This window comes from Peribacillus sp. N1 (assembly GCF_054600815.1).
Genome location: NZ_BAAHZO010000001.1, coordinates 660,444 through 687,018, shown reverse-complemented (window position 1 = coordinate 687,018; position 26,575 = coordinate 660,444). Strand labels below are relative to the sequence as shown.

Sequence of the window (26,575 nt, the reverse complement as noted above, 5' to 3'; positions counted from 1 at the left end):
CCACTCCCTGTATCTGTGTTAGTTTAAACTCAAATAAACATTATTCAAAGTAGTCAAATATCCTATTAGGATTGTGGTTTTCAATAAATACTTTTGTAAGATCTATCTCATGTGGATCAACTGTAACTTGCCTTGCTTGAGGCCCAGTTTGCATAGGAACTTCTGTATTTGATTTCATAGCATTTAAAACTTCAGCTTTAAACTCTTCACTAATTTTTGTATCAGTTGTGGTGTGTTCTATTGTCCCATCTGGATTTTCCCATGATGGAGCATGGTTATAGCGGTAATATTTTTGCCCATCTTTATCTTTGCATGTTATATAGTACTTAAAGCCATCAGGAATGACCTTTCTAATTTCTGTCATTGTAAACCCTCCTTGATTTTCCATAATATTCATTCTATATCATTTATTTTTAACTGAAAAGATTAATAGATTAATAAAATGATGACTAATGCCTTACTCTTTTACCTTCAGTAATATTAATAATATTAATCCATATAATAGCTGTAAAGCTCAACAAAACTTATATTAATTCCACCTGCAACAAGTCTTTCTCTCCTACTGTTGAATAGCTTATCTAATATTTCTTTCTTGTCCTCAAATAGCCCAAAATGTATTTTCTTATGACAGACTAAACAGATTGAAACTATATTAGCATGGATGTCTAGGCTACAATCAAACTGTTCCTGATTCTGCATAGGAATAAGATGATGAGCCTCTACATAATTCTTTTCATTAAACTTTGAAATAAAATGCTTATGCTGATTGTCAAATTCACATAAGTAGTCTGCATCATCCACAGCCTCACTTGCATATTTAGGATTTCTACTCCATATCTTTCTATTGTTTTCTGACCTGTAATTAGGTTTGTTCTGTGGGTTGTCAATTATATTAACCTTAACTTCCTCTTTGGCAAAATTTCTAATAATGCTCTTTTCATAGTCCATTTCTTCTTTTAATAACTCAGTTTGATATTCCTTGTCATAAATATATTCAATGTACTTTTTGAAATGCTTTAAAGCTGTGCTATACATTCTATTACCCTTGTCATTCTTCTTTTTAAATTCAGGGTTATTAAGGATTGTATCAATAAATGCAGTATAAGTTAGATTAAATAAATTAATTCTCTGTAATCCATAGTCTCCTAAATCTGATGATATTGTATCAATAGCTTTAGAATATCTCCCTATGGAGTAGGGTTTTATATCTACATAAGTTCTTAACCATTCAGCAAAAGTATCTTTATTCAACATGATCTTTATTATCCTTATATTTGTATTTTGATGATGATTTTTTAGCTATCTAACATTAAAAGTCTATAAAAAAGAGTAGGAGACTCATCACCTACCCCAATAATAATTTAACTATATGCTTTTAATTAGAAATACTCTAGCAGCTCTTTATCCTTTTTCAGGTTTTTTAAATGCTCTAATAGCATTACAGCTCTATCCACAGGGTTTTCAGGTAAATTTGCTAACCTACTATTAGCTTCATGAGCCATTGCAACATCTAATAAAGCTATACTACCTGTTAAATCTGCAACTTCCATTTCAAGTTGGGGAACAGAAACACTAAGTGCCCACTGTATAGTGTTATCAAATTTATGATTTGATTCAGAAATACTTATTCCAAGTGCAAATGCTTGATTAATCTTCTTTTTGAATACCTCATGTTGTTCAGCTGGTATATATGGTAGGATATCATTTACAATTATTTCATTATTCCATACCTCTTTGAAGTATCCATAATATGGTGTATTTTTGTCTCTAAAATCACTAAGTTTTAATACTTTCTCTGTCTCTTCTTTTTCCTCTGATTTTCTGATTTGTTCAATGTCCTTAGTAACATTTTCTACTTGCTCATCTGTTACATCAGCACCCAAATATTCTTTTGCAAATTTTACAAAGTTTTCTGTTCTATACATATAAAAAGCTTGCTTTGTTTTATTATTAAATTCCTGAATTAAATGAGGCTGTGGTCTTTTAATTCTTTTTTGAGTATCTTGTTCCCACCAATCTACTTTCTTTTCTTCTGTAATAAAAATTATTGGAGTTGGCTTTTTCTCATCTTTTGCTCTGTCTATCATTTGATTCCAAATAATTAAATCTCCATATAATTGCTGGTACCTAAAACCTCCATAGGTTCTAAAACCTTGCTTATTCTTATCATCCTTGTCTTTAAAACCTGGGGGAATACCATGCTTGTATCTTTCTTGTCCTTCTTTTTCTATTAAATTAATCCTATCTTGATTGTAAGGCTCACCAACTACTCCATCCAATAAAACCAGTAAATCCTCTTGAATTTTCTTGGAGTCTGGTAAACTTTTAATTTCATTAGCTAATTTTTCTTGTAACTGAGCATTAGATTTCTCCATATTATCTAAATAAAACTGAAACTTTTCAGTAATTATGTATGGATGCTTACTCTTAACAGTGCTTAATGTTTTTTGAGCATCCTCTTTTAACTTTTCTAACTCTTGTCCTAATAAATTATATCCCTCATGTTGTTTATACTTATTGCTTTCATAATTAAAAAAGTATTCAAGAGCTACTTGATGAGGAATCCAAAGCCTTTCATTATCTTTTAATTTTTTTAAAATATCCAATAAACTTTTTGTAGATTCCTTTGATGTATACTTGTAAAAATTCAACAATACATTTGTATCCACTACAAAAAGTGCATTTTCCCATAGCTCTTTAAATTCTTCCTCTATGTAACCTATAAAACCCTTAAAATTATCTAACAAAGATAATCCTCCTTACTCTTTATCCATTTTATTTCCTTATAACCTGTATATGATCCCAAATTAATTAGCAAGTATTTATTTCCCAATAAAAAAGAGGCATAGCTCTTTGCCTCTAATAATATTTATTATTTATTACCAGTTGAACCAAATCCACTTGCTCCTCTATCTGTATCAGAGAGCTCTCCCTCTTCTTCCTCAATGTCCACAGATAAAACAGGTTTTATTACAATTTGAGCAATTTTCATATTTTTTTCTACAACAAAATTTTCTTTTCCATGATTAATGAGGATTACTCCAATCTCCCCTCTGTATTCCTCATCAATAGTACCTGGAGAATTTAATACTGTAATACTGTGTTTTAGTGCTAGACCACTTCTAGGTCTTATTTGTGCCTCTGTATTGGGAGGGAGTTGAATAGAGATACCTGTTTTTATTAGCTTTGTTTCACCTGCTAAAATTTCTTTGCTCTCAATTGAAAACAAATCAAATCCAGCATCAGTTTTATGTGCCTTTTCAGGTAATTTTGCATCTGAATTAAGTTTTTTTATAAGTAATTTCATAATCAAATTCCTCACTTTAGTTTGTTATATAAACCAATTAATATTGTTACTATTATACCTGAGAAGCCCACATTTGCCACAAATGATGAAACAGTATAAAGAAAGCTATTTTCATCTAGAGCAAAATTACCAACAAGAGAGAGGGACAGTATAACAGTTACTGATAGGTATAATAAGATAAGTCTTGAATTAAACAAACTTCTATTCTTTTTAACAAGAATTTCATACTGAGGGTCTGTTTTCATTTTACTCAAAAGATTATTAGGTTGTTTTTTCCATGACTCAACTGCAGAACAAGATAACAGTTCAAGTCTACTAGATTATTTGTATAAAATCATCCCTGATTTTAAAGATGGAGATTACTTTGAGCTCTTGAAATAATTACAGACGGGACACTTTGTAGGTTGTGAATATAAGTTAATCAAGGGAGATATTATTAAACTGTATTTGTTACTAAATAAATTACTTTTCCTTATTCAACTTCTTTCTATTTTTGTTATTAACCTTGACCAATACTCAAAACCCTTGTAAACTCAGCTTTGTAATGAGGATGTACTGTAATTAATCCATTTCACGAATGCTTCACATCCTTTGGACTGAATCGTAGATTGGTTCTTTGTGATATTGGGGATTGTTATAATCAAAAGGATGGAAATTACCAGTAAAACAATAAGCATTTCAATTAGTGTAAACCCACGTTCATTCATCACGTTCTTCAACATATCCATCATGCTCCTGAACCACCTGAATACTAGATGGCTTCGAGCATTTTCACCTCCGGAATACAATAATAAAATCCTATATACTTTCGAGCAGTGAGAACATCGGCAGCAAAACCGCCAAATAAATGGACACGATCAACAGACCTATCAGTGAAAACATGAGAGGCTGAATGATTTTTAAGATTGCATTCATTCTCTCTTCAATTTTTTCCAGTATAAAACGACTGTAATGAAGTAGCTCTGCATCAAGTCTGCCGTATTTTTGACCATTTGCAGCGACCACCGGCAAATTACCATCAAAATATGGAAGCTCCCGAAAAATCAATTCAAGTGATCTGCCCTCGATCAAATCATCCTAAATGATATTGCATAGTTTTGGTAAAAAGTCTGCTGTTGATTTATAGAGAATAATTTAATGCTATCGTTAATAGATTAGCCCTCCGGAGAGTAAGCCACTTAATTGGCTTGCAAAAAAAAAGGTTTCGTATAATTTGATGAAGGTCCCGAATATCGGAATTCCCATCAAAATCCTCCGCTGCCTTACTGGGCACAACCCATTAAACCAAATCGTATAAAGAACAAGTATATGTATTGGTCGTAAGAGACCGAAACTCTTTTAAAGTGTGTAGGTTTATTTAGAGTGCTAACAGAGCAAATTAATACACTCTTACATTACCTCACGTCTAAAGTTGTTGAAATAGCATCCATTTAAGCGCTCCTTGTTTCACTAACCTTACCCGTTAGCGGAATATAAAGGCTTTAATCCTTATTAAAGTAACGCGTCCGTGATTTACATAAGAAAAAGGAGTCTTCATGCTACTTTTATTGAAGTGAGTTCCCAAAATAAAATTGTCGATTGGTTTGATGCACATTCATTAGGTAATCACTATCAATCGCAAGTCATATTCACAATCCAGATATCAAATTCTTTCTCAAATAAACCGTTCTCCTTTTTTTAAAGTTAAATATGAATCTTACTTTTCCGTTTTTCTTTGTAACAATGTGGGCAACCTTGACCCTTGTTTCGATTCTTAATTATAGCTTGCCAATAATGCCCGCATTTTCTGCACTTCCACCATACTTTTTTATGTGAATTCGGGGTGACTTTGGATGGTTCCAAGTTGTTATTTTCATAATCCCATTCTTCTTTCAAAAGTGCATTCTGACTTGCCAAATCATTATATCCAGCTAATACCCTTTTGCTTACACAATATGGACAACCGTTACCATTATAGAACCGAGCACTAATTCTACCGTCCCATTCGTGTCCACAACGACCTTTCCACCAAACCCTTTTTGACGAGTTGTAAACAACACCGGTTGGTTTAAGTTCAAGGTTTTTTGTTGGATGCCATTCATTAGCGATATCTTGGCTTTTCGATTCCAAATCATTAAATCCAACTACAACTTGTTTATTTGCGCACACTGGACAACCGTTTCCTCTACTTCTACTGGAAATGGACGCTTGCCATTCATGACCCAACTCACATTCCCACCAAACTTTTTTACTTGAGCCAATAGATACCATTTCAGGTGTTAACCTACCATTCTTATAGTAATTCCATTCAGCTGATAAAGTATAATTCTTCGTTACCAAATCATTATATCCGGCCAACACGCGTTTTCCCGAACAAATGGGACAGCCACTTCCTGCAACACGGCTAGAAACAACAGCTTGCCATTCATGACCTAACTCGCATTGCCACCAAACTTTTTTTTGGGAACCCGCAGAGATAGACTCCGATGATAAATTAGTATTCCGTTCGTAATTCCATTCCGCTATAAGCATGGGATGTGTTGTTGTTAAATCATTGTAACCCTTTAATACTGATTGTCCGGCACAAATAGGACATCCACTTCCAACAACTCTACTACTAATTACGGCTTGCCATTCATGACCAAACCTACATTGCCACCAAACTTTTTTATCCGAGCCAAAGTTGAAATTTGAAGGCTTCATAATTCCATTTTTTACGGGATTCCACTCTTTTGATAATTCTGGAAATTTCAATTGCAACGAATTTGTTTTTTCATACATATCTATAGACTCATATATCGCGATTCTATCCGATTCTATGTTTATTGCAGGGGAAACCGTCTGAATATGTTTATGCGAAACAATCCAACCTATAAGGTGATCTATGCCCTTTTCAAGTTCTTGTTCCGATAGATCAATAAGGCGGTAGTAATATGTATTAGCAAGCTGCTCCCCAATTGGAATCGGGCATTTAGGTTCCCGAATTCTAATAAGGGTAATCCCGTTTTCGTGGCATAGCTGATCTTTGCGTAAGTCTTTTGCAATACTTTTATGCCAATAATGCCCATCATACTCAATTCCAATATTCAAAAACGGAATGAAGATATCTAATTCCATTTTACCAAGGAAGTCGCATTTGTAATTTTCTTGTGCATCCTTAAACACTTGCTTGATGTAAAAGAATAAACATTTTTCCGGAAAAGAGATTTGTCTCTCTTTTATACAATTAGGACATCCACCTCCTTTAGTTCGAGTGTAAATAACAGCTTTCCACTCATAACTACATTTCCTACATCTCCACCAAGCCTTTCTGTTTGAATTTTCCGTTATTTTATAAGGGCTACAATCTGTGTTTTTTTCATAGTTCCATTCCAGGAGTAAGCCTTCGTGTTTATCACCAAAAGAGCCTCTATCTTGAATCAACTTCCTATAGCGGTTTTCCTGTGCTTTAGTTTTTCCACAAATTGGGCAACCACTTCCTTTGCTTCTGTTTGATATTGCTGCTTCCCATTCATTTCCACATGTTTTACACTTCCACCAAACAATTTGTCCCGACCTACTTGTCATATCGTTTGGAGTTAAATCATTTTTATCTTGATTCCATTCGGAAGCAACTTCGGGAAAGTGTGTAGCGAAAGAACCTCTTTTTTGTAAATATCCTTTTCTTACATCATTACTTCTGTTTAGATTTGCGCAATATGGGCAACCTCGACCTAAACTATTTCTATTACTTATTCTGGCTTCCCACTCATGTCCACTTGTACATACCCACCAAACCTTTTTGTGTGAGTTTGCAGTAACCATTGTTGGTAATAAGGTGCCGCTCTTAGTTGGGTGCCATTCATTTGCTAATTTAGGATTTTGTGATGCTAAATCATTAAAACCTGCCAGAACTCTTTTATTCGAGCAAAATGGACATCCCTCACCATTTACTCTTTTATAAATATTTGTTTCCCATTCATGTCCACATTTGCCTATCCACCAAACTTTTTTTCCACTCCCATAAGTCAAAGTGCTCGTATCAAAGGCTAAATTCTTTTCAAAATTCCACTCCGCCATGAGCCGAGCGTTTTCACACAAATATTTCTTTTCTTTTTTTTCTGTCATAATGCTCCCCCTAGTCACATGATAAAAACTGATTCTTTCCTACAATGGCAGAGATAAAACGTCTTTCCCGTTACGAACTTACTCAAATACGGTATAGATACGAATACCTATCATTAACTTGCTAACCTGGGTTTAACGGGACTGGATTAAGCGCTGTAGTTATGAATGTGGTGGCATAATTAGGATGAAAACTTGTATTCTACCAAAACCACAATAATATTGCTATAATGGATCATAGTAAATTGGTAGAAAGGGTGGTTCCTTTGTCCCAAGCATTAAATAAGGATGAAGAAAAAAATAGTATGTATATATTTCAGGGGCATCAATTTTCAGATTATATAGATGTACCTAAGCTAAAAAGTGCAGTGAAAGAACAAACTGGTTTTGAAGAGGAAAAGGAAGACGAACCTTTTGCTACCTATTATTCGCGTTTTCTAACAGAAAAATATTCTGAGCGGGAGATTTTAGAAAGAGTATTTTTTGAATCTATTTTTTACGGTAGACTAACGAATGTTTTTATTAATAAGATTAAAAACCCAATGATTACTGAAGTAGTTTTTAAGCAATTAGTGAAGCGACTGATTGAAGATATGAACTCCAGAAATAATTTGACGCCAGACGTTAAGCGATTAATGACTGAAAATGGATTTTATATCATGGATCTAGTTTACACAACTGAAAAAAATACATTTTTAGCAGGATATGACTATACTCTGGCTGGTAATCACATTAATAAAGCAAGATTTTTAGTTGTTCAAGTTGTACCGATTCAAAAAGATGGTGGTCAGATATCAATGAGATATCTTGTCTGTGCAATTGAAATTGATTATACTAATCAAACTTTTGTTGTTGCTTTAAAAAACATGCCTAATATCGTTGAAGAAGATGATGACGAAAATTCTGATGAGGAAATACAAAGAACAGTAATGAAGGCATATAAGAAGTTCTCCACTTTGATTATTACACACCTTCAGCTTCAAAAATATATCAAATACAAAAAAGATAGAACATCAATGTTTGAAATGTGTAAGTATCTAGATAACATAATGCTTGATGAGCTTCGACAAGAGGTTGAAACAAAAACATCCGGTACTATAAAAGCTTTAGTTGACACGGCAACTGAAGAGCTTTTCGGAAAGCCCCGTGTTCCCCTAGTGAATAAAGAAAATTTAAAAGTGCGTTTTAACTCGTTATTATTAGCTACTTACCTTGATGTGATGACAGAGGATGATGATTTAATTTACATCGCAAAGCACAACAAGTTAGTCGGATACCCTACAAAGGTTTCTTTTAGGTCTAAGAACTCGTCTAAAGGAGCAACGGGAACCTCTGGTGCAAACGAACCTGTAGCAACATCAGTTATGTTCCATAGTTTATATACTGATTTTCAAGAAGCACTTGAATTGCCTAATTGGTCTTTATCGTGGTTTAAAGATATAAACCATTTGACACACAGCACTGATGTGTGTCAAACCTCAGTTGTGTCTACTAAAGAAAATTTCAAAGTAACATTTATAAATAAAAATCATATTGGTAAGGAGTTATTTCTCCATGTTGTTAGAGAGCTTAGTAAGTATCGTTGCTACAATGATACAAAGGAATGAACAGGAAACCGTAGAAATTATTGATAATTTTGTAAATACATTTGGTTTTACAAAATTTAATGCTGAACAATCTTTTCCGTATTTTTTTGAAATAATTGCGGCTATGAAAGAAAAAAGTTTAGTGAGAGAGCAATACAACTATACATGTTTAAAGTATGATGAATCTGAAAATACGTTTACAATGATGACTTCATGTGTGTATTGCGGAAAAAATATTAACATAGTAAACGGAGAACATGAAATCCAATCAATTTATCAAATCGTAAAAGAAAATAGATTAAAATTACTTTCGGAGCTTGAGTTAAGGAGAGAAAAATATATGCTTGATAAGTACGTAATGGAAGACTTTAAAATACATTTCGAACAATTGGTGAAAAAAAAAGCGAACCTTATACCGTTTATGGGTTCTGGTTTGTCAGTGCCCTTTAGTCTTCCTGATTGGAAGGATATGCTTAAAAGCTTTTCAAAATATATAAAAAAAGGGTATGAGGGCTATTACAATGACAAACTCGATGAAGGGGATTATTTCGAAGCCCTTAGTTATTTAAAAAAATCTTCTTTATTAAATGAGGATCGTCTAATTCAAGGGGAAATTGTAGATTTATTTGAAGGAAAAATAAACATGAACATTGAAAAAGAATATCATAATTATTTGGATGTACTTGATTTACAATCTGATTTTTATTTAACAACTAATTATGACAATATTTTTTCTACCCTTCGGAATGGATTTGTGCCACCTTTAAAGTGGGATGATATTGAAAATATGCAAAAATTCATGGAAAAGAAGCAGCAGTATATCGTCCATTTACATGGAGTGGTACATAAACCAAAATCAATGATTGTTACGAAAGAAAGTTATGATGATTTGTATGGTAACGCCGATTTTATGAGAATATTATATACATTTATGAGTAATAAATCATTTCTTTTTCTAGGTTTTTCGTTTACAGACATTTACTTTAAAGATTTATATAATAAAATTACTTCTAAAATAGAAGGTGATCATTTTATTATCCTTCCCAATATTACATTTACCCAAGCTCAGGAGTTCTCAAAACAAAATCTTAAAGTAATTGGCATCAATGTAACAATTAAACCGGATGGAAAAATAGATGGTCAAGACCTAGTGAACGGAATCAAAACCGTCCTAAATTCTATTAATAAAGCCTGCTAAATAAGAGATCAGATATAATTGGCATTATAGACGCACAACTAGCTAAACAAGTAAGAAATGCCGGTGACTGACAAATATAAAAAAAAGACCACTTAGCGTGGTCTATAGTGTAATAGCTATTCCAGTAATATCTTTAAAAATATAATGGGAAAGTTAGTCACCAAGGTGAACAACTTTCCCCTATTATATTTAATTCAACAGCAACTGCTACCACCAATTAAAACTAACCCTACGCCTTCTTGATTTTCTTCCTTGTCCAAAGTAAATTACTCAGTTCACTCCTAGCCCCTTCTACTTTTAAATAGATTAAATTTTATTGAAATAACCTGCCCCGTTAACCATCCATGCAGCGGAAAAATCATCGCTGCACCTCAGAGAATGAAAATGGTTAGGAAGTGTCAATACTGATACTTACCTTTATCAAGTCACCCCTAATCCATAGACTAACTCTCTCCCCTTTTTTAAACGATTGAGCAGGGTCTTCTTATGTATTGTCATTTTTCCATGCAATAGTAATTATAGTTCTTTCTTTTTGACATCTTACCATTATAAATTTAAATGGATGTATATTTTCCATATTCTTATGTGGCTCAACAATTTCCGAATATTCTATCAGTCCATATTTTCCAAATTCTTGTTTTATCGAGTCAGAATCATAAAAAAACATTTTTACCCCTTTCGTTATCTCAAAATTTCTTTAATAAACGTATCTCTCTCACGATTATTCAATAAGTGAATAAGTGCATAACAAAATATACCATCATAAAGTTTGTTATCAAAAGGCATATCGGTTACTGAACCATGAAAAATACTAATATTAAGCCCATTTTGCCTTGCCAATTCAATTGCTGTTTTTGAAATCTCAATACCTGTTACATTCATTCCGTTGTCAATAAAAACCTTTGCATTTCTACCATATCCAATACCAGGAATCAATACATCCTTAACTTTCTTTTCAAGGAAAAAGTCCTTTGACAAGATTGCGGAGTCTGAAGGTTCAAATCCCCACATCATTATGTTTTTCTTGATTCCCAGATTTCTGTCATACCTTAATCTCCTTTACAATTATTAGCTCACCTTTATTAAATTCTGCTGTTTTTGTATAAGCATAGGCTACTACGTTGAACCCTAAAGTTCTTTACTTTTTTGCTTCTATATTATTTTAAATAGTTCAAGCCATTTTAACCAATACATATAATTACTGATATATATATCTGCAACACCATTAAACCTATTCATCCACTTCGTTAATTTGCTTTGAAAAGCATTTATGTGTTGAACTTTTATGATTATCAGTGCAAAGGAAAGAGTTATCCCCTATATGGTCATTAAAGAGCTTATTCTTGTGTCATTCTGCCCTTCCATAGTTATCCTTGTTTAATTCACCTTTGTCTATCCCATTCCGGACCCCTTTGGACACAAACTAAGCCCTCTTATCAAAGAGGGCTTTTTAATGAAGATAAGATTAAGCGTCCAAGGCTTCTTTACGCTTTCTTTTCCTTGATTCAGTTATAAGATCATAACCCAGATAAAGGATAATGGCTCCGCCTAACAATTTAACATATAACGGAATGTCCGCTACAAAGAAATAAATCATAGAGAATAATGTCCCTATAATGCTTAACCAAAAAATTACATGTTTTAAAATCTTCAAAGTAATGACTCCTCACAAAAGATGAGATTAATTTATAGTTCGCTCCACTTCAAGGAGGAATTAATTATCCATATCATCATTCTAACATTTATTCTTTATATTAAGAGTGACTCATATTGCGAAATTATGAACATTTAAGCAACTTTTCTCAAGGAAAGGTCAAGCGAAACAATTCCCGGAAAATCTTTACACTAATTCTTGTAAATTTGCAGTTTTTATATAGACCCTTTGCTAAGGAAAAAAGGAAGCTAATACAAATATGCATGAAATGACAGCGAGGGTATCCCAGCACTGCATTTCATGCATTTAAATCACAAGACGTTCATTTTATTTGATTCTACGACCATTTCTTCAGTTGGTTCCGAATGATCATGTTTATAATAAGCCATTTTCACTGGAACGAATGATAAGGCAACCGCAGCAATTAGACCAGGTATGGCGAAGGCAATGAAATTCAATTGGATGGGTAGCGAGATGGATAATAAAAATCCGCCGAGTATGGGCCCGAGCATACCGCCAATCCTTCCGATACCAGATGCCACCCCTAGTGCAGTCGATCTTATATTTGGTGGATAGTACTGGGAAACATAGGCTTGTACAAGGTTTTGGGCACCAATGGTACAGGCTCCTGCAACCGCTACCAATGTGTAAATCACGAAGGAGCTTCCGCCCATTCCCAATAACGTCAGACTGACAGCCCCAAGCGCATACATCGGCACAAGCATTTTCTTGGATCCATAACGATCACAAAGTTTAGCGATGATAAGCGTGCCTACGATAGCGCCCCCTTGAAGGACGATCAAGAAACCTAAGCTTGAATTCAGCGCATACCCTGCCTCGATCATTAGCTTTGGAAGCCATGTATTCAATCCATATACCATCAATAGGCACATGAAAAAGGCGATCCAGAACATCAATGTGCTAAGGGCACGGGAATCCTTAAACAATCCAACAATCGGCATATTGGCTTCTGTTTTTTTCACTTCCACAAGTTCGTCATTGATGTCGAATTTACTTTCCGGACTTACCTTTGATAGTATTCTGATCAGTTCCTCCTTTTTATTACTTCTGATCAGATGCGTCGAAGCCTCTGGTAAACGCTTCATCATGAAGGGTAAAAATAACAATGGTATTCCTGCAAACCAGAATATTGATTCCCAACCTAGTGCCGGCATAACCAGGATACCCAGTATCGGAGCAAGCATCCCTCCGAATGAGTAACCGCATAATACGATTGAAACGACCATGCTCCGCATCGTTTTCGGTGCATAATCCGTCAATAAGGCAATGACGTTCGGCATGATGCCCCCAAGCCCTAATCCCGCTAGAAATCGGAAAGTTGAAAACATCGTAGGCGTATCCGCAAATCCACATAAAAGCGTAAATAAACTAAATAAAATGAGTGTAATCGCGATTACGTTTTTTCTGCCAATCCGATCTGCTAATGTACCAAAGAAGATCGCCCCAAACAACATTCCAAATAGACCGTAGCTGCCCATAGCCCCTGCTTCCACGGAAGTAAGGTTCCATTCCTCCGTCAATAACGGGACGACCGTACCGTAAACGACAAGGTCATAGCCGTCAAAAAGGATAATGATAAAACACCATGCCAGCAATCCAAAATGAAAGCGGTTAAATTTACTGTTGCTAATTACCTCGGTCGTATTAATTTTAGCCATAAAATTTTCTCCTCTCTAGGTGACTGCAGTAATTCCATCCAAATGATAGCGCTTACGTAATCATGTAAAAAATATTCGACTCACATATTTTATACAAATAGTGAACCGAGTTATCTAATTGTTATTATAAATGCTAATTATCTGATATTTCAATAAAAACTTTCGCATATTTTTCATAAAATCTTAATATGTTTTCTGATGCTATCGTTAATTACAAGTTTTGAACATGCGTAAAAACAACAAAAAACCAGTCCCTTATCGGAACTGGTTTCTAATTAGTGAAGTAGGAAGCCGCCATTGCCGTATTCAAGTAAGAAAGTTTTAAACCACCACTCCTCAAAGTGGGTGTTTGCAGAAGCAATCCTGTTGTCCAAGTCAGTGACGAGGCATAACATTCCTGTTTCAATATAAAACTCCCTATTACAGCTTAAAGGTTAAAACTTAATTATCATTACGAACAACGCAGCTTGTATAGTTATAATACCGAAATATCTTCATTCTTGCAAGTTAAATCATTCCCAGACAACAAAAAAATTTCATATTACACATTAAATAGGTGGAGCCAGATTATTCATGCCCAAACGGCAAAACTAACGGCTGCACTCTGATTTATGTTACCGTCCCCCACGTTCATTGATAAATTATTATGTAATAGCATACTTGGGTAAGTAATTTTTAGATAGAATGTGCAAGATAAAATTGGACGGAATTGAAAGTGTTGTCTTGTGAGAATCATCGGTTGCTGAACTCTATAATATATCCTAAATAACATTGGCAAATACATGGAAGGAGTCTATAATATTAACTAACAGATTTGATTGGAGTGACTAGTTATGCTTTCAAACATTGGTTTTCCCGGTTTAATTTTAATACTTCTTTTAGCTTTAATTGTTTTTGGACCGAACAAGCTACCTCAAATCGGACGGGCAGTCGGCACCTCGCTTAGGGAGTTTAAGGATGCAACCAAGGGAATAACAGAAGAAATACAAGAGGAATTCAAGGATGACGTACAAGCTGCAAGAAAAGAATCGATAAAATGAAAAAGACGCCTGCACGCAGCAGGCGTCTTTGATGCGTTTGTGGCGCAGAACCGTCAGGCCACATCCCGACGTTTAGCTAAAAGCATGTTCTTCGACTTACACAAATTAGCTCATCGCTTTATTAATATAACATTAAACTTATTTTATATCAAGTGATTTATTGGACAGCTTGTTAACGGCATCCTTATTACTATTCTATAAACCGCTTGGGGTTTGATCAGAAATATTCTATCGAGTTGTTTATTAAAATACGAATGAGCACCATTAAGCTGTTCTTATAAAAATGTTGAACTTCATTACAAGTTCATCGTCATTTGAGTCAATTGATCCGAGGAAACCGCCACTTGATTGAATGCTTCATTAATTTCGGCGAATATATCATTCAGCTCTGTCATTTCCTTGGTGATTTTAATATTCTGCTTTTTTACAGAAAGCATGTCCTTTGCTATGTCAGTAAAAAATATGCCAGTTTCTTTTCCTTGTTTCGTTCCTTTAGTAATTTCCCCGCTAACCATGGAAATTGATGTGTTCATGACATTGGTAAAATGAGCAATTCCATTAACCAGTTTCACTACTTCCGAAACTGAGTCCTTGGTATTTTCCGACAGCTTCCTTACCTCACCAGCCACAACCGCAAATCCTTTACCATTTTCACCAGCTCTTGCCGCTTCAATCGCTGCGTTCAACGCCAACAAATTCGTTTGCTCTGCAATTGAAGTGATGATCGTGACAATTCGTTCAATTTCCTTTGAAGTATTGGATAGCTGTTCCATATCTTTTGAGATGATCGTCATTTGCTCCTGCGTTTTTACCAATCTTTTCTCTAATCCCTGTAACAGTTCGACTCCCTCTTTTGATTTTCCCTCTGCATGTATCGCAATCTCTGAGCCCTTTTTAGTGAAATCATGAATTTCGACTACCTTATTTGCCATTAATTGAGTTGCTGAACTAGTCTCTTCACTGATTGCTGCCAATTCCTCTGCATTATGATTGACCTGCAGTTTAATCGTTTCTTTTTCTGCTTGGTTTTTTTGGCGAATCTTCTCATTTTCAAGTTCATATGCCTCTAAAACTATTTGCTGCTCCAGATTAAAAATTTTAGTGACAGCCAGAATGTTTTCTTGATATTGCTCAATATTTTTCATATTGGAAATCACATGAATGATTAATGACTGCAATAAATCCTGAAAAGCACTCATATACCATTTTGGCTGCAATCCAATTCGCACATGTACTTGTGCGATAATATAACGTTGTTTAATATACGCATCATCAATGTTCCCGCTAAACATTTCGTACATATGACGATGAAGTGTCTTTTTCAACCTATCAACAGAACTATTGTCTGATATGATTTTCATTAATGAGGGTTCATTTTCTAGATTTTTATAGAAATTTCCTACTATTTGGGTCAAATGTTTCTTCACTTCTTCCTGTAAAGAACGAATTATGCACAAATCCCCCATCGTCAAATGAATCATTTCCACTTGATTCAATACGCTCGGATATTCCCTGATTTTGATACCGACGTGTTCCTTATATTGCATATAGTCCATCGAATCTATCTTTTGTTTACTTCTCCATATACTTTTCATGATTGAATTGCCTCCAATTTTTTCTACCCATATATACTATTTCGACATAAAGTCTGTTAATCTTAATTCACTTTGATAAATTTTCTTCTTACACACAAGACTTATGAACTATTTATGTCCAAATAAAAAAAGACACTCCCAAAGAGTATCTACAGTTTTTTGCTTTTACAAATTTGGACGTTGATTGGAACGTAGGGCACTCGCTTTCCGCGGGCGGTCCGGGAGCCTCCTCGGCGCACTTGCGCCTGTGTGGGGTCTCCCTTGGACTCGCTATTCCCGCAGGAGTCTCGCACACCCGCTCCAATCAACTATGTTTAAAAATTCAGATAGAGCTCCTTTTGTCTACAAACTGAAACACTCCAGAGAGTGTCTTTTTCAATGTTCATTTTCCTGCTGCTGGTTAAGATTCGAGTGTTTACGGGAATAAGTGAAGTAAATGACTACTCCGATAGCCATCCAGATCAAGAACCTCATCCATGTATGACTCCCTAGCTGAACCATCAAGAATATGCAAAAAACGATTGCCAGGCCTGGAACGAGCGGTACAGCCGGACAATAAAAAGCACGTTTCATATCAGGCCTTGTTTTCCGTAACACGATGACCGCAATGGAAATCATCGTAAACGCAGTCAATGTTCCAATGTTGACCAGCTCAGCCAATTCACCAAGCGGTATGAATGCCCCCAATAAGGCCGCTAATAAACCGAATATCCATGAAGCCGCATAAGGTGTTTTATATTTTTTATGAAGTTTTGATAAGGATTTAGGCATCAGACCATCACGTGACATCGCAAACATGATTCGGGTTTGTCCATACAACATAACCAAGATTACCGTTGTCATTCCGAGGAAGGCACCTAGATCGATGATACCTGCAATCCAATTTTGTCCTGCGCTTTGCAATACCAAAGAAATCGGATGGTCAAGAGCCTGGCTGAATTGTGCATACGGTACCACACCAGTCATGATCAAACTTACCGCCATATAAAGCACTACACAAATGACTAATGAACCAAGAATTCCCCGTGGTAAATTCCTACCTGGATTTTTTGTTTCTTCAGCCGCAGATGCAACTGCATCAAAGCCGATGAAGGCAAAGAACATTAATGCGGCAGTTGAAAATACCCCATCGATTCCAAATGGCATGAACGGCTGCCAGTTTTCCGGTTTCACATAATATATAGAAGAAACGATGAACAACAAGACTACCAACACTTTAATAACGACCATTATATTATTGATTCTAGTCGTTTGTTTCGTACCTATGGAAATCAAAAAGGTAATCGCCATGACTATCAAAAAGGCTGGTAAGTTCATATAAGTCGTGACTCCTTCGACCGAACCCGGTGCTGCCGTCAATTTCTCCGGAAAGTTAATTCCGAATCCACTTAAAAATGATTGGAAATAGCCCGACCACCCCGCCGATACGGCACTGACAGCCAATAAGTATTCAAGGATTAAATCCCAGCCGATTATCCAAGCGGCGAATTCACCTAAAGTTGCATAAGCATACGTATAAGTCGAACCGGATACCGGCACGGAAGCTGCAAATTCTGCATAAGAAAGTGCAGCGAATAAACAGGCAAGACCAGCAATGACGAACGATAATGAAAGTGCAGGACCAGCATTCACTGCACCAGTGCCTGTTAGAACGAAAATGCCAGTCCCAATAATCGCTCCAATTCCTAGCATCGTTAAATCCCAAGCTCCCAGTTCTCGTTTCAATCCCTTACCGCCGGAACCTGCGTTTTTCAACAAGTCCTCAATGGACTTCTTTCTAAAAATACTCATGTTCTCTCCTCCATAATTTTATAATTATTCTGAAAACTATAGACAAATAATTTCACTTACCATTTATATCGGAGAAATTTCGACAAATTTCTGCAATTCCTGAATTATCTGACTTTTAAATTATACGTATTAACCTTTTTAACGTCAATGATTTATTATTTTAAAATTCTGTTTTTTTATTTCCTTTGGAAGGCAGGCTTTAACATTCAACAGGTTTATCCATAATTAACAAATAATGATTAACAATTCATTATTTTAATATTAATAAAGTGAGCTATTGGTGTATGTACTGTATTCCATTAATTAATTTTGCAAGAGTTCTAATATTTTTAATCCTATAAAGAATCATTATTTATTTTTCTCTATGTATTATTATGAAATAACACTTCAATATTATTCTGATCATTCATGTACCAATAGTTTGACGGAATCAAAGTACATCACTATACTTATTAAGTCTTAAAAAAAGTACGGGAATTATGCTTAATATTTGAAGAAGGTGACATTCATGGATTTTGAGATTACCTATCTGTCTTTTTATTTAATCCAAGTCGAAGGAAAAGGCGATCAGGCTGATAAACGTTTTAAACATTTCCAAACTCTTGATACTGAAGAATACGAAGAAAGTCCTCTAAAGGATTTTTTGGATGGGGAATTGATGAAGATTTCCAAACGGAAAGTCGACCGTCATCCAAAAACTGAACAAATACCGACGAAAATTGGTTCTTTTATTGTCGAAGAAGGACATGCACTTGATTCCAACCCTAATTACAATGTATTTAACCGTGTTCGATATGCTAAAACAAAACAGGAATTCCAGGAGGAAAATGAACAATTCACTCGGTCTTATATCGATACAAGTGCCGTCCGTGGCGGAGTCTTCATAATCGCATCGGCAAAATTAACGAAATATCTTGATGAACCATTCGTTTTCTTATTAAAATGTGATTTCGAGCCGAAAGTTGCTTCCATATCGGATGAACGGACTTTGATTAGGCACGTTGAAATGGCAATCACCACTAAAAATATGAAATCCATTCAATACCCCTACATGCCCGAAGAAGGTATGGTCGAAGAAGGCGAACTGAAGATCCACCAGGCTTCACATGCCCGCTACTTCGAGGACTTCTTGAAATTCGTCGAATATGGCGAATCGATGCCTGAAATCATGAAAAACCAGGTCATCCACATGGTCCATGAGCATGTCTCCGCACAATTCGAAGAAAACAGTGACGAACTGCAGAAATTCGAACAAGACCTGGAAATCTGGGAAACGAGTGAAAAGCGGGAAATTCAGGAACGCCTTGAAACCCACCAGGTCGTCGAAGCCACAGCCCAGATTGTCGAGCATACACCTGAAGCTGAATTACGAATGAAGCTTGGCAGTACATCCATCAAAGGACTGTTAGCCGATTTTGGCGAAAGCATCCATTTAGGAAAAATTAACGGGAAGTATGTATTAATGATAGAATCCAATACAATAGAGTTCGATAAAGGCGTTTCGCCGATTGAATTTCATAGGCCGGATGATTTACAAGTACTAATTGAAAAAATCATAAATAAAAGTTGATGAAAACCGAGTCACAAGAAAATTTGATGATTTGTGACTCGTAACGTGACTCTAGAGTCACACTGTACATGTGTTGTATCCCGATTATGGCGGTCTTTGTGACTGCCTATTTTTTATTTTTCTTCTATTATTACTCCTCCTGGTTTTTATTGGGGGAACTGTATTTCACACCTAATGTAAATTAAGATTTATTAATCACCCTGTTATCACCAAAATAATCCTCAGCAGCTTCGTAATCTTTTGACTCTGAAACCACTGAACTACCCCCTCGGATGTTTCAACGTTGTATGTAAAATATTCACCTGAAGCGGATCCCTCCTTTCATTGCATAATAAAAAGCCGTTCCCTCATTAAGAGACGGCTTGTATTTTGTTGATTTATCGCAAGTTTTCAAGCATTTTTCAACGCATTAACTTCCCTAATCCAAATCTTCTTCTTCTACTTTCAGAATCTTTCCTGTCTTTGCATTTATCTCAACCTCATAAATTCTGTTTTGGTTTGTCAAAATAAAGAATTCGTATACTAAAACACCATGTTCCATATCCATATCAACATGTAGAACTTGGCCAGGCACTCTCTGAAGTGCGATTTCTTGTGCCTGTTGCATGGTTAATCTTTGTCTATATAAAGGCGTTTGATTATTGTAGTAATTATCATACATTGGGAACATTCCCCTCTTTAATAATATATTCAATTTACACTATGCATTTGACCCAAGTTCTGTGAATATATGTTTAGGAACTACAGAAGATTCCCATGTAGTAGTCTTACTACAGATTAAAAAACATAAACAAAAGCCAGCATCAAAATGTTGGCCCTGTTAATAAGTATTATTTTATAAATTAATGAATATCTCTCTTTTTGAACCGTCCTCCACGTACTTCCGCAATATTTGCTATTGCTAAGAAAGATGAAGGGTCAATCTCTTCAACAATAGTAGTTAACTTAGATTCTTCAAGTCTGGTAATTATACAGAAAATAACCTTCTTGTCCTCTCCAGAAAAGGCACCTTCACCATGTAAGTATGTCACACCCCGTCCTAAGCGACTATTGATTGCATCACCTATCTCTCTTGCTTCATCGCTAATTATCCATACTGACTTTGTTTCTTCCATTCCAGTAATAACAATGTCAATGGCTTTAGCAGCTATTACATAAGCTAAGATTGAATACATAGCTCTATCCCATGTGTAAACGAATCCGGCAGAACCAAGTATAAATAGATTGATGAACATAACAATTTCGCCAACAGAAAAAGGCACTTTTTTACTTATTACAATCGAAAGTATTTCTGTACCATCAAGTGCACCACCATTACGAATTACTATTCCTACACCTACACCTAAAAAAATGCCGCCAAAAATTGTAGCAAGAAGGATATCTTCAGTGAAGGGTGGAATAGGATGAAAATATGTTGCAAAAATGGAAAGCATTATAATTCCATATATAGTAGATATAGCAAAAGTTTTTCCGAACTGTTTATATCCCAGGTATACAAATGGTAGATTCAATAGAAAAAGAAAGATTCCTAGTTTTATCCCAGTAATGTGAGAAAGCATAATTGAAATACCTGTAATGCCACCATCAATTACATGGTTGGGAATTAAAAAGATTTCCAATCCCGTGGCCATTAGCAAAGCACCAATTGTAATAAGAATGGTCCGTTGGATAATTATCAAACTAGATAACTTTCTATGCTGCTTTTTTAGTGCTTCCGTCAGAAAAATCACACCTTTTATTCATTTTTTTCTATTATATCCTAATATCAAATCAGGAAAAATAAATTTAAATAAAAGAAGTTCTAACCTACCGCACAGTTTGTTCCTGCTTTAACATTTCATGGATGAATTTTTATGTATACTCATTTTCAAGTGAGGGTAAATAAATGAAAAACAGTTTTAAGTTACTTGTTACACCTGATGAACCCTTTCCAATGCTACTCAGGGAAATAGGAACTCATTATATAACAGATATAAGCATGCCGTACCTAGAAGCATTAATAACACTTAGAAGGCGAGCAACATATCACCAAAAGAGATTGAATAAATGTCTAGATGATCCGTTAATCGATTCCTTAAAATTATTAAGGAATTTTGATGCTGAATCTGTGTCTGTTTATTAGGATAGGATGTTGCCACTAAAGGATATAATAATGTTTATGTATTTTTTCATTAAAAGTAAAAAAAGATAATTTTATTAAAAAAATCACCAATCATATTGACTGGTGAATTCTAAATCTGTCATTCTGAACCTTTTTTTAGTTTTGAGTTTCCTCCAGTAGATCGATAAATTTCTTCGATTGTCTGTCCCTTCGCCCGTGCAAGGATTTCAATTCTTGCCATTAACTGTTTTTCTGAGTATTTCTTAATATCAGAATGGTATTCCTTTACTTTTTCCCCTTCTCCAATAACGCCCTCTGCATTTAAGGAGATAGAAATTGGTGCCAATTCCTCAAGCTTCTTAACCACCCTGTCAAAAAGATGAGGATGTTCACAAATCAAGCGCTGAAGAAGATATGTTCCATATGCAATATGCCTTGATTCATCTTTTTTTAAGTGGTCAATGCCCTCTAAAAGTCCGGGCATTTTACCCATCTTTTTAAGTCCATCGTAAAATGATTTATATCCAGTTTCCGCCAACACTCCTTCTGCAAACATATTGTACACTGTAGCTGCGTCAGCTATTACCTCAGGGGTTTGTTCATGCCATAGCCGTTCCATTGTTTCGGGGAGAATTTCATAAAATAACTTACGATAGGTTTCAGAATGCAAGTGGGAAAGATCGCCTTTTTCACCAATAGCATTTAACACCAGTCGAAAGAATTCAGTATGTTTAGCTTCATCACATAAAAAGGTTGTAAGGAACATCTCTTCTTCCAATCTACCTTCTTTCGCAATCACCCTAAGCAATGGGAGTAAGTCAAGAGTAACCGCCTCTTCCCCTCCTTGAAATTGAGCGAGAAGTTTCAGCACCCAGTCTTTTTCTTTAACAGATAGTGTTTTCCAGTCCTCTTGATCCTGTGAGAAATTGATATCCTGGGGATTCCAAATTCCAAACTTTTTTGCCTTTTGATACAACTGGTAGGGATATGAATCTTCCATCAAACCCTCCGAGCTCGTCGTTAAGAGTTTCTTTCTCAAGTATAGTCCTCCTTCGAATTATACATTTACCATTTTATGCAAAAAGGGAATCATACGTATGGACAAATTCAGGACTGATGCAAAAATTAAAATAAAAGAGAATAACGGGCTCTGCACTAATGGGTATTGCACTCTATAAGAAGTAATAAAACTAATTAATAAATCAATAGTCGCCTCTCATACCACTTTTTCAAATTGTTAAAAATGTGTTCATTATGCAATATTTTTTGCTCAACACAAAGATCGTATAAGAAAACCTGAGGAGATGGAAATTCAGGAACGCTTTTAGACCCACCAAGTCACCGAAGCCACGGCCCAGTTAGTCGAGCATACACCTGAAGCAGAATTGGCATGAAGCTTGGCAGTTTTAATCACTGTAACGTAAGATTAAGATATAGAAAAATGAAATAAACAAATTAGGAACCGATTAGAATTGGCTTTTGCAAAGGTAATGGAGAGATTCCGAAGCTCTCCTTCCCTGCTTGTTCAATAATAGGGCAATAATTATTTTTGCTTTTTCTATTGGTTAACGCCATTATGCGGAATGGAAATAGTATCTAAGATCATAAGGAATTAAATTACATTTTCTATTGACTAAACATTCATTCAATAATAAAACAAAACTGAAAATTCAGTGAAAAATGGAGGGGTTGCATTGGATTTACATTTCGAGATTACTGGCAAGGGTCGTCCTGTTGTTCTTATTCATGGTGGTGGGACTGATTTGAGGCAATGGACATTTTTAGCATCTCTTTTATCTAAGGATTACAAAGTTATTGCTTTTGATGGCCGTGGTGCCGGTAAATCACCATCCCCTATAAAACATGTAAACTATGTAGACGAAGTACTGGCACTAATGAATTACCTGGAACTTCATCAGGCAACGATTATTGGCCATTCCATGGGCGGGCAGATTGCAACTGATTTCGCTCTTAATTTCCCTGAAAGAGTATCGAAACTTTTGTTAATTGCTCCTTCTTTAACTGGTTTTCCCTATTCAAAGGAGTTTGAACAATATCATGACAGAATATTGGAAAGTGCACCCAATATAGATAAGATGTTAGAGCTTGCCCTTCAATCACCAACATATCAGGTGGTAATCGATAGTCCGCACAAAGATCTCATTGTTCAAATGCTCAGGCATCATTTTGAGCGCATGCTTAAGTGGCCCGCTGATTTCTGCATGAAATGGCCACAGCCGCCAGCAATAGGACGATTAGAAGCATTGAACGCCGAAACCTTATTTTTTATCGGCAAAAAGGACTTGGCAGATAACTTCCGAGTTGCCGATCGTTTCCGTAAGGTTCCAAACATCGGATTCATCGAAATAAAGGATGCGGATCATATGCTGCCCCTCACCCATTCTGAAGTTTTATATGAAGAATTCACTGCTTTTATGGAGGATTGAAAATAAAATGCCACGTACAACCTGAAGAAAATGACCGTATTCGCCAAGCATCAAAAGAAAATATTCGTACTGCAGCCATGGAGTTATTTATGAAACAAGGATATTACGCTACTTCCATAAGCGAGATAGCCAATCAGGCGGGCATTTCGAAAGGGTTACTCTATAACTATTACAAAGGAAAAGAAGAACTGCTTTCTGAAATGGTTGAAGCCAGAATCAGGGAAGTGGTGGAAGTCATGAAAGTAGCGTTCGCCTTAAATACACCTCGTGAACAGCTTGAATATATAATCAATGGTGCCATTGATAATATCCACCAAAAACCGGAAATCCATCGCTTCTATCTACACCTTCAAACTCAGCCAGAGTCAGATGAAGAGCTGATAAAATACAGTCATCTCATTATTGAAGAAAATGCTAGACAATTTGAGTTTCAATGTAAAATATTTGAAAGTATGGGTGAAAAGGAACCAAGGAAACGATCGTTATATTTTTCATCTGTGCTACAAGGTATTATGTTGATGATATCCACCTATCAACAAGGGTTTCCGGTAGAAGAAATAAAGAACCAGATTATAAGGGAGTTTTGTAGCTAGTCTACCGTTTTAATAGGTCATATCCTGAATAAAGATTAAATGAGGAACTTCCACAATCGAGCGCTTAAAATATAGTAAAAAGGTTCTTCAACAAAAAAAAATCCCCATGATTATCTTTAGACCTTATATTATGCCTGAAGTTCAAACAATTAATAGCTGACTTCTTTGTGATCATCGGATGATTCCGTTAAAAATCTCTTCAGAAACCTATCTGAAGAGATTTTAAGTTTATTTGATAATTGAAGTCGTTAATCTCTGCCCATCTATTCTACTAACATTATACCGTCGGCAATCGGGCGTTCACCTGCTGCATCAGAGGGTCTTGTGACTCGCCCATCCCCAACTGTCATGGTCGTCGATCCGCCGCCGTCTAGATTGATGGCATCGATTGCCCCAAATGATTTCATGATTTTCGCACTTTCTTCAAAATTAGCTCCCACACTCCATCCGGGTGCGCGTCCATCGATGGTGACAAATAATAGATTGCCATTTTCTTTGATTCCTGCAAGCGTTCTAGGATTACGGCGCTCCCCAAAACGATAATAAAACCCAGGGTCTTCTTCCCAGTGAAAGCCTTCCTCTACGGCATTAATGGAAATTTCCCCTTTTTCCATTAAACGAGGACCTCCATTAATCATGCTGGTGGTTTGGTCTAATTTTAATAGCTTTGCATCCCCGATGATTTCACTCTTCACCTGAATCTTCATCCCTTGTCGGGCATGGTCACGAAGCCACTCTGCTGCCTCCCCTGTTCCCGCTAGAACAGAACCACTGCCCGGAATGACTCCTCCGCGATGGTTACGAATTACCGTCACTTCTCCGGCATGATTTACGACTACTTCCACACCGTCGCCCGATTCTGTCTTTCCTCCAAATACGGACGTATATTGGATAAGCTCACTTTCATCATTACAAGTAAAATCATGTTTCGCCCGTTCTGTTGTCGTATCTCCTCCAACACCGCCACAATTGCGGATTAATCCTGGCTTCCGATTTACCCCATCCACTTCCCTGACCGCACCATCAGATGACGTAGCCTGAATTGACGTTGAAACGGACGCAATGTTTGCCTTCTCTTCAACAGAAGATAAAATTAGAGCTGAACGGCCATTTATAGCCTCACTGACAAGCTGACCTTTGCTGACGAATATACCGGCAAGATCGCCTGGTGTTCCATCCTTCTCTCCTACAACAAAGTATCCGGCATTAACTCCTGCAATGGCATCATTTCTGTCAGCGATTTTGGTCAATGTTTCTTTCCCTGTCACTGTATCATTTGCCAATTCAGGTTCCACATGCCCTTGAAATCGATCCTGATCCACTTCAAGGACGTTCACTACCCATGGTCCTGTTGTTTTCTCTCCGTCTTCTCCCGTATACACAGTCCGTAGACCCGAATATCCCTTTTCCGATAACTTGTTTCTCATTTCGGCTGCATCCGCTTCCAGCTGATATTGGCCGATGCGGACAATGTATCCAAGTGGACCTTTTTCCCCATCATCCATGGCCCGATCCGCTTCTCTTATGATACGAGCTTTTTTGAAACCATCTCTCTTTAAATTCCCCAACAATATCTTTGCCTGCTTCTTTGTTTTTACAAATGCCACATCCACTGTGAAGTAGTCTTTAGAAGATGCTTCACCACGATGGATATTGGTATACGTCACTCCTGGTGCTGGATTCATGGAAGTTCTTTGCTCAATCAAATTGGGTGTTCCTAACGGAAGCACATGATTCTTCACATGTAATTGAGCATTCAATTCTGCATGAACTGGAGTTTCTGGAATGGCATTTACAATCATCACAGATGCTAGACTAATAGTGGCGATAGGCAAAATGGGCTTTTTCCATAATTTTTTCATTTTTTCCTCCAATAAAGTTATGTCCTGCTTTAACTTTATTGGAGGAATATGATGGAAAATTAAAAAGAC

Annotated in this window: 19 protein-coding genes, 1 other RNA gene and 5 pseudogenes; 7 read left to right on the top strand and 18 right to left on the bottom strand. The window is 36.0% G+C overall.

The features are described 5' to 3' along the window. Nucleotides 1–40: 40 nt before the first annotated feature. From ACYP5M_RS03250 to ACYP5M_RS03220, 7 genes and pseudogenes are all read right to left on the bottom strand, one after another. Entirely contained in the window at nucleotides 41–364 is a 324-nt protein-coding gene (locus ACYP5M_RS03250; protein WP_459734629.1) for a hypothetical protein, read from the bottom strand. Between the two features lie 125 nt (nucleotides 365–489). Then, complete coding sequence (locus ACYP5M_RS03245) at nucleotides 490–1,254, bottom strand: hypothetical protein (RefSeq protein WP_459734628.1); 765 nt, start codon at nucleotides 1,252–1,254, stop codon at nucleotides 490–492. Between the two features lie 125 nt (nucleotides 1,255–1,379). Further along, the gene (locus tag ACYP5M_RS03240) at nucleotides 1,380–2,747 is read right to left on the bottom strand and encodes a PIN-like domain-containing protein (RefSeq protein ID WP_459734627.1); all 1,368 of its coding nucleotides are present in this window, start codon (nucleotides 2,745–2,747) and stop codon (nucleotides 1,380–1,382) included. A gap of 125 nt (nucleotides 2,748–2,872) precedes the next feature. Continuing rightward, entirely contained in the window at nucleotides 2,873–3,307 is a 435-nt protein-coding gene (dut, locus tag ACYP5M_RS03235; RefSeq protein WP_459734626.1) for a dUTP diphosphatase, read from the bottom strand. A gap of 563 nt (nucleotides 3,308–3,870) precedes the next feature. Next, nucleotides 3,871–4,014, bottom strand: a pseudogene (comGC, locus tag ACYP5M_RS03230) (competence type IV pilus major pilin ComGC); the annotation flags it as partial. 91 nt (nucleotides 4,015–4,105) lie between these two features. Continuing rightward, nucleotides 4,106–4,378, bottom strand: coding sequence for a type II secretion system F family protein (locus ACYP5M_RS03225; RefSeq protein ID WP_459734625.1), 273 nt, complete (start codon nucleotides 4,376–4,378; stop codon nucleotides 4,106–4,108). A gap of 612 nt (nucleotides 4,379–4,990) precedes the next feature. Beyond that, complete coding sequence (locus tag ACYP5M_RS03220; RefSeq protein WP_459734624.1) at nucleotides 4,991–7,393, bottom strand: zinc-ribbon domain-containing protein; 2,403 nt, start codon at nucleotides 7,391–7,393, stop codon at nucleotides 4,991–4,993. 263 nt (nucleotides 7,394–7,656) lie between these two features. On the opposite strand from ACYP5M_RS03220, the gene ACYP5M_RS03215 reads away from it, so the two are divergent. Both ACYP5M_RS03215 and ACYP5M_RS03210 read left to right on the top strand, forming a co-directional pair. Further along, complete coding sequence (locus ACYP5M_RS03215; RefSeq protein WP_459734623.1) at nucleotides 7,657–8,997, top strand: hypothetical protein; 1,341 nt, start codon at nucleotides 7,657–7,659, stop codon at nucleotides 8,995–8,997. Continuing rightward, a complete protein-coding gene (locus tag ACYP5M_RS03210) occupies nucleotides 8,945–10,174 on the top strand; it encodes an SIR2 family protein (RefSeq protein ID WP_459734622.1) in 1,230 nt (409 codons plus the stop codon). Before ACYP5M_RS03215 ends, ACYP5M_RS03210 begins: the two co-directional genes overlap by 53 nt. Before the next feature lie 484 nt (nucleotides 10,175–10,658). Here the strand turns inward: ACYP5M_RS03210 and ACYP5M_RS03205 are convergent. The 5 genes and pseudogenes from ACYP5M_RS03205 to ssrS all read right to left on the bottom strand — a co-directional run bounded on the left by ACYP5M_RS03205 (nucleotide 10,659) and on the right by ssrS (nucleotide 13,979). Beyond that, a pseudogene (locus ACYP5M_RS03205) lies at nucleotides 10,659–11,220 on the bottom strand (class I SAM-dependent methyltransferase). Further along, nucleotides 11,217–11,510, bottom strand: a pseudogene (locus ACYP5M_RS03200) (IS1595 family transposase); the annotation flags it as partial. The pseudogenes ACYP5M_RS03205 and ACYP5M_RS03200, both read right to left, overlap by 4 nt. A gap of 129 nt (nucleotides 11,511–11,639) precedes the next feature. Continuing rightward, nucleotides 11,640–11,828, bottom strand: a complete 189-nt coding sequence (locus ACYP5M_RS03195; protein ID WP_063233876.1) for a hypothetical protein — start codon at nucleotides 11,826–11,828, stop codon at nucleotides 11,640–11,642. Between the two features lie 311 nt (nucleotides 11,829–12,139). After that, on the bottom strand, nucleotides 12,140–13,507 hold the full coding sequence (locus ACYP5M_RS03190; protein WP_459734621.1) for an MFS transporter: 1,368 nt from the start codon (nucleotides 13,505–13,507) through the stop codon (nucleotides 12,140–12,142). A 284-nt stretch (nucleotides 13,508–13,791) separates the two neighbouring features. Next, a non-coding RNA gene (ssrS, locus tag ACYP5M_RS03185) (6S RNA) lies at nucleotides 13,792–13,979 on the bottom strand. A gap of 361 nt (nucleotides 13,980–14,340) precedes the next feature. Between ssrS and tatA the strand changes: the two genes are divergently transcribed. After that, complete coding sequence (gene tatA, locus ACYP5M_RS03180) at nucleotides 14,341–14,547, top strand: twin-arginine translocase TatA/TatE family subunit (protein ID WP_101222064.1); 207 nt, start codon at nucleotides 14,341–14,343, stop codon at nucleotides 14,545–14,547. Between the two features lie 296 nt (nucleotides 14,548–14,843). On the opposite strand, the gene ACYP5M_RS03175 is transcribed toward tatA, so the two are convergent. After that, nucleotides 14,844–16,142 (bottom strand): protoglobin domain-containing protein, encoded by a 1,299-nt coding sequence (locus tag ACYP5M_RS03175; RefSeq protein ID WP_459734620.1) that lies wholly within the window; start codon nucleotides 16,140–16,142, stop codon nucleotides 14,844–14,846. Between the two features lie 375 nt (nucleotides 16,143–16,517). Further along, nucleotides 16,518–17,933, bottom strand: coding sequence for an amino acid permease (locus tag ACYP5M_RS03170; RefSeq protein ID WP_459734619.1), 1,416 nt, complete (start codon nucleotides 17,931–17,933; stop codon nucleotides 16,518–16,520). Nucleotides 17,934–18,441: 508 nt separating this feature from the next. On the opposite strand from ACYP5M_RS03170, the gene ACYP5M_RS03165 reads away from it, so the two are divergent. Further along, the gene (locus ACYP5M_RS03165) at nucleotides 18,442–19,503 is read left to right on the top strand and encodes a DUF3900 domain-containing protein (protein ID WP_452445318.1); all 1,062 of its coding nucleotides are present in this window, start codon (nucleotides 18,442–18,444) and stop codon (nucleotides 19,501–19,503) included. Between the two features lie 418 nt (nucleotides 19,504–19,921). On the opposite strand, the gene ACYP5M_RS03160 is transcribed toward ACYP5M_RS03165, so the two are convergent. The 3 genes from ACYP5M_RS03160 to ACYP5M_RS03150 form a co-directional block, all read right to left on the bottom strand. Further along, entirely contained in the window at nucleotides 19,922–20,164 is a 243-nt protein-coding gene (locus ACYP5M_RS03160; protein ID WP_230176337.1) for a PepSY domain-containing protein, read from the bottom strand. 181 nt (nucleotides 20,165–20,345) lie between these two features. Continuing rightward, nucleotides 20,346–21,224: a YitT family protein gene (locus ACYP5M_RS03155; protein ID WP_434169660.1), complete on the bottom strand. Its 879-nt coding sequence runs from the start codon at nucleotides 21,222–21,224 to the stop codon at nucleotides 20,346–20,348. A gap of 519 nt (nucleotides 21,225–21,743) precedes the next feature. After that, nucleotides 21,744–22,643 carry a R2-like ligand-binding oxidase gene (locus ACYP5M_RS03150; protein ID WP_434169520.1) on the bottom strand — a complete coding sequence of 300 codons (900 nt, stop codon included), beginning with the start codon at nucleotides 22,641–22,643 and terminating at the stop codon, nucleotides 21,744–21,746. 259 nt (nucleotides 22,644–22,902) lie between these two features. Between ACYP5M_RS03150 and ACYP5M_RS03145 the strand changes: the two are divergent. From ACYP5M_RS03145 to ACYP5M_RS03135, 3 genes and pseudogenes are all read left to right on the top strand, one after another. After that, nucleotides 22,903–22,992 (top strand): annotated as a pseudogene (locus tag ACYP5M_RS03145) (DUF3898 domain-containing protein); the annotation flags it as partial. Nucleotides 22,993–23,298: 306 nt separating this feature from the next. Then, nucleotides 23,299–24,051, top strand: a complete 753-nt coding sequence (locus tag ACYP5M_RS03140) for an alpha/beta fold hydrolase (RefSeq protein WP_434169519.1) — start codon at nucleotides 23,299–23,301, stop codon at nucleotides 24,049–24,051. A 7-nt stretch (nucleotides 24,052–24,058) separates the two neighbouring features. Then, nucleotides 24,059–24,644 (top strand): annotated as a pseudogene (locus tag ACYP5M_RS03135) (TetR/AcrR family transcriptional regulator). Between the two features lie 263 nt (nucleotides 24,645–24,907). On the opposite strand, the gene ACYP5M_RS03130 reads toward ACYP5M_RS03135, so the two are convergent. Continuing rightward, on the bottom strand, nucleotides 24,908–26,506 hold the full coding sequence (locus tag ACYP5M_RS03130) for a phosphodiester glycosidase family protein (protein ID WP_434169518.1): 1,599 nt from the start codon (nucleotides 26,504–26,506) through the stop codon (nucleotides 24,908–24,910). Nucleotides 26,507–26,575: the final 69 nt, after the last annotated feature.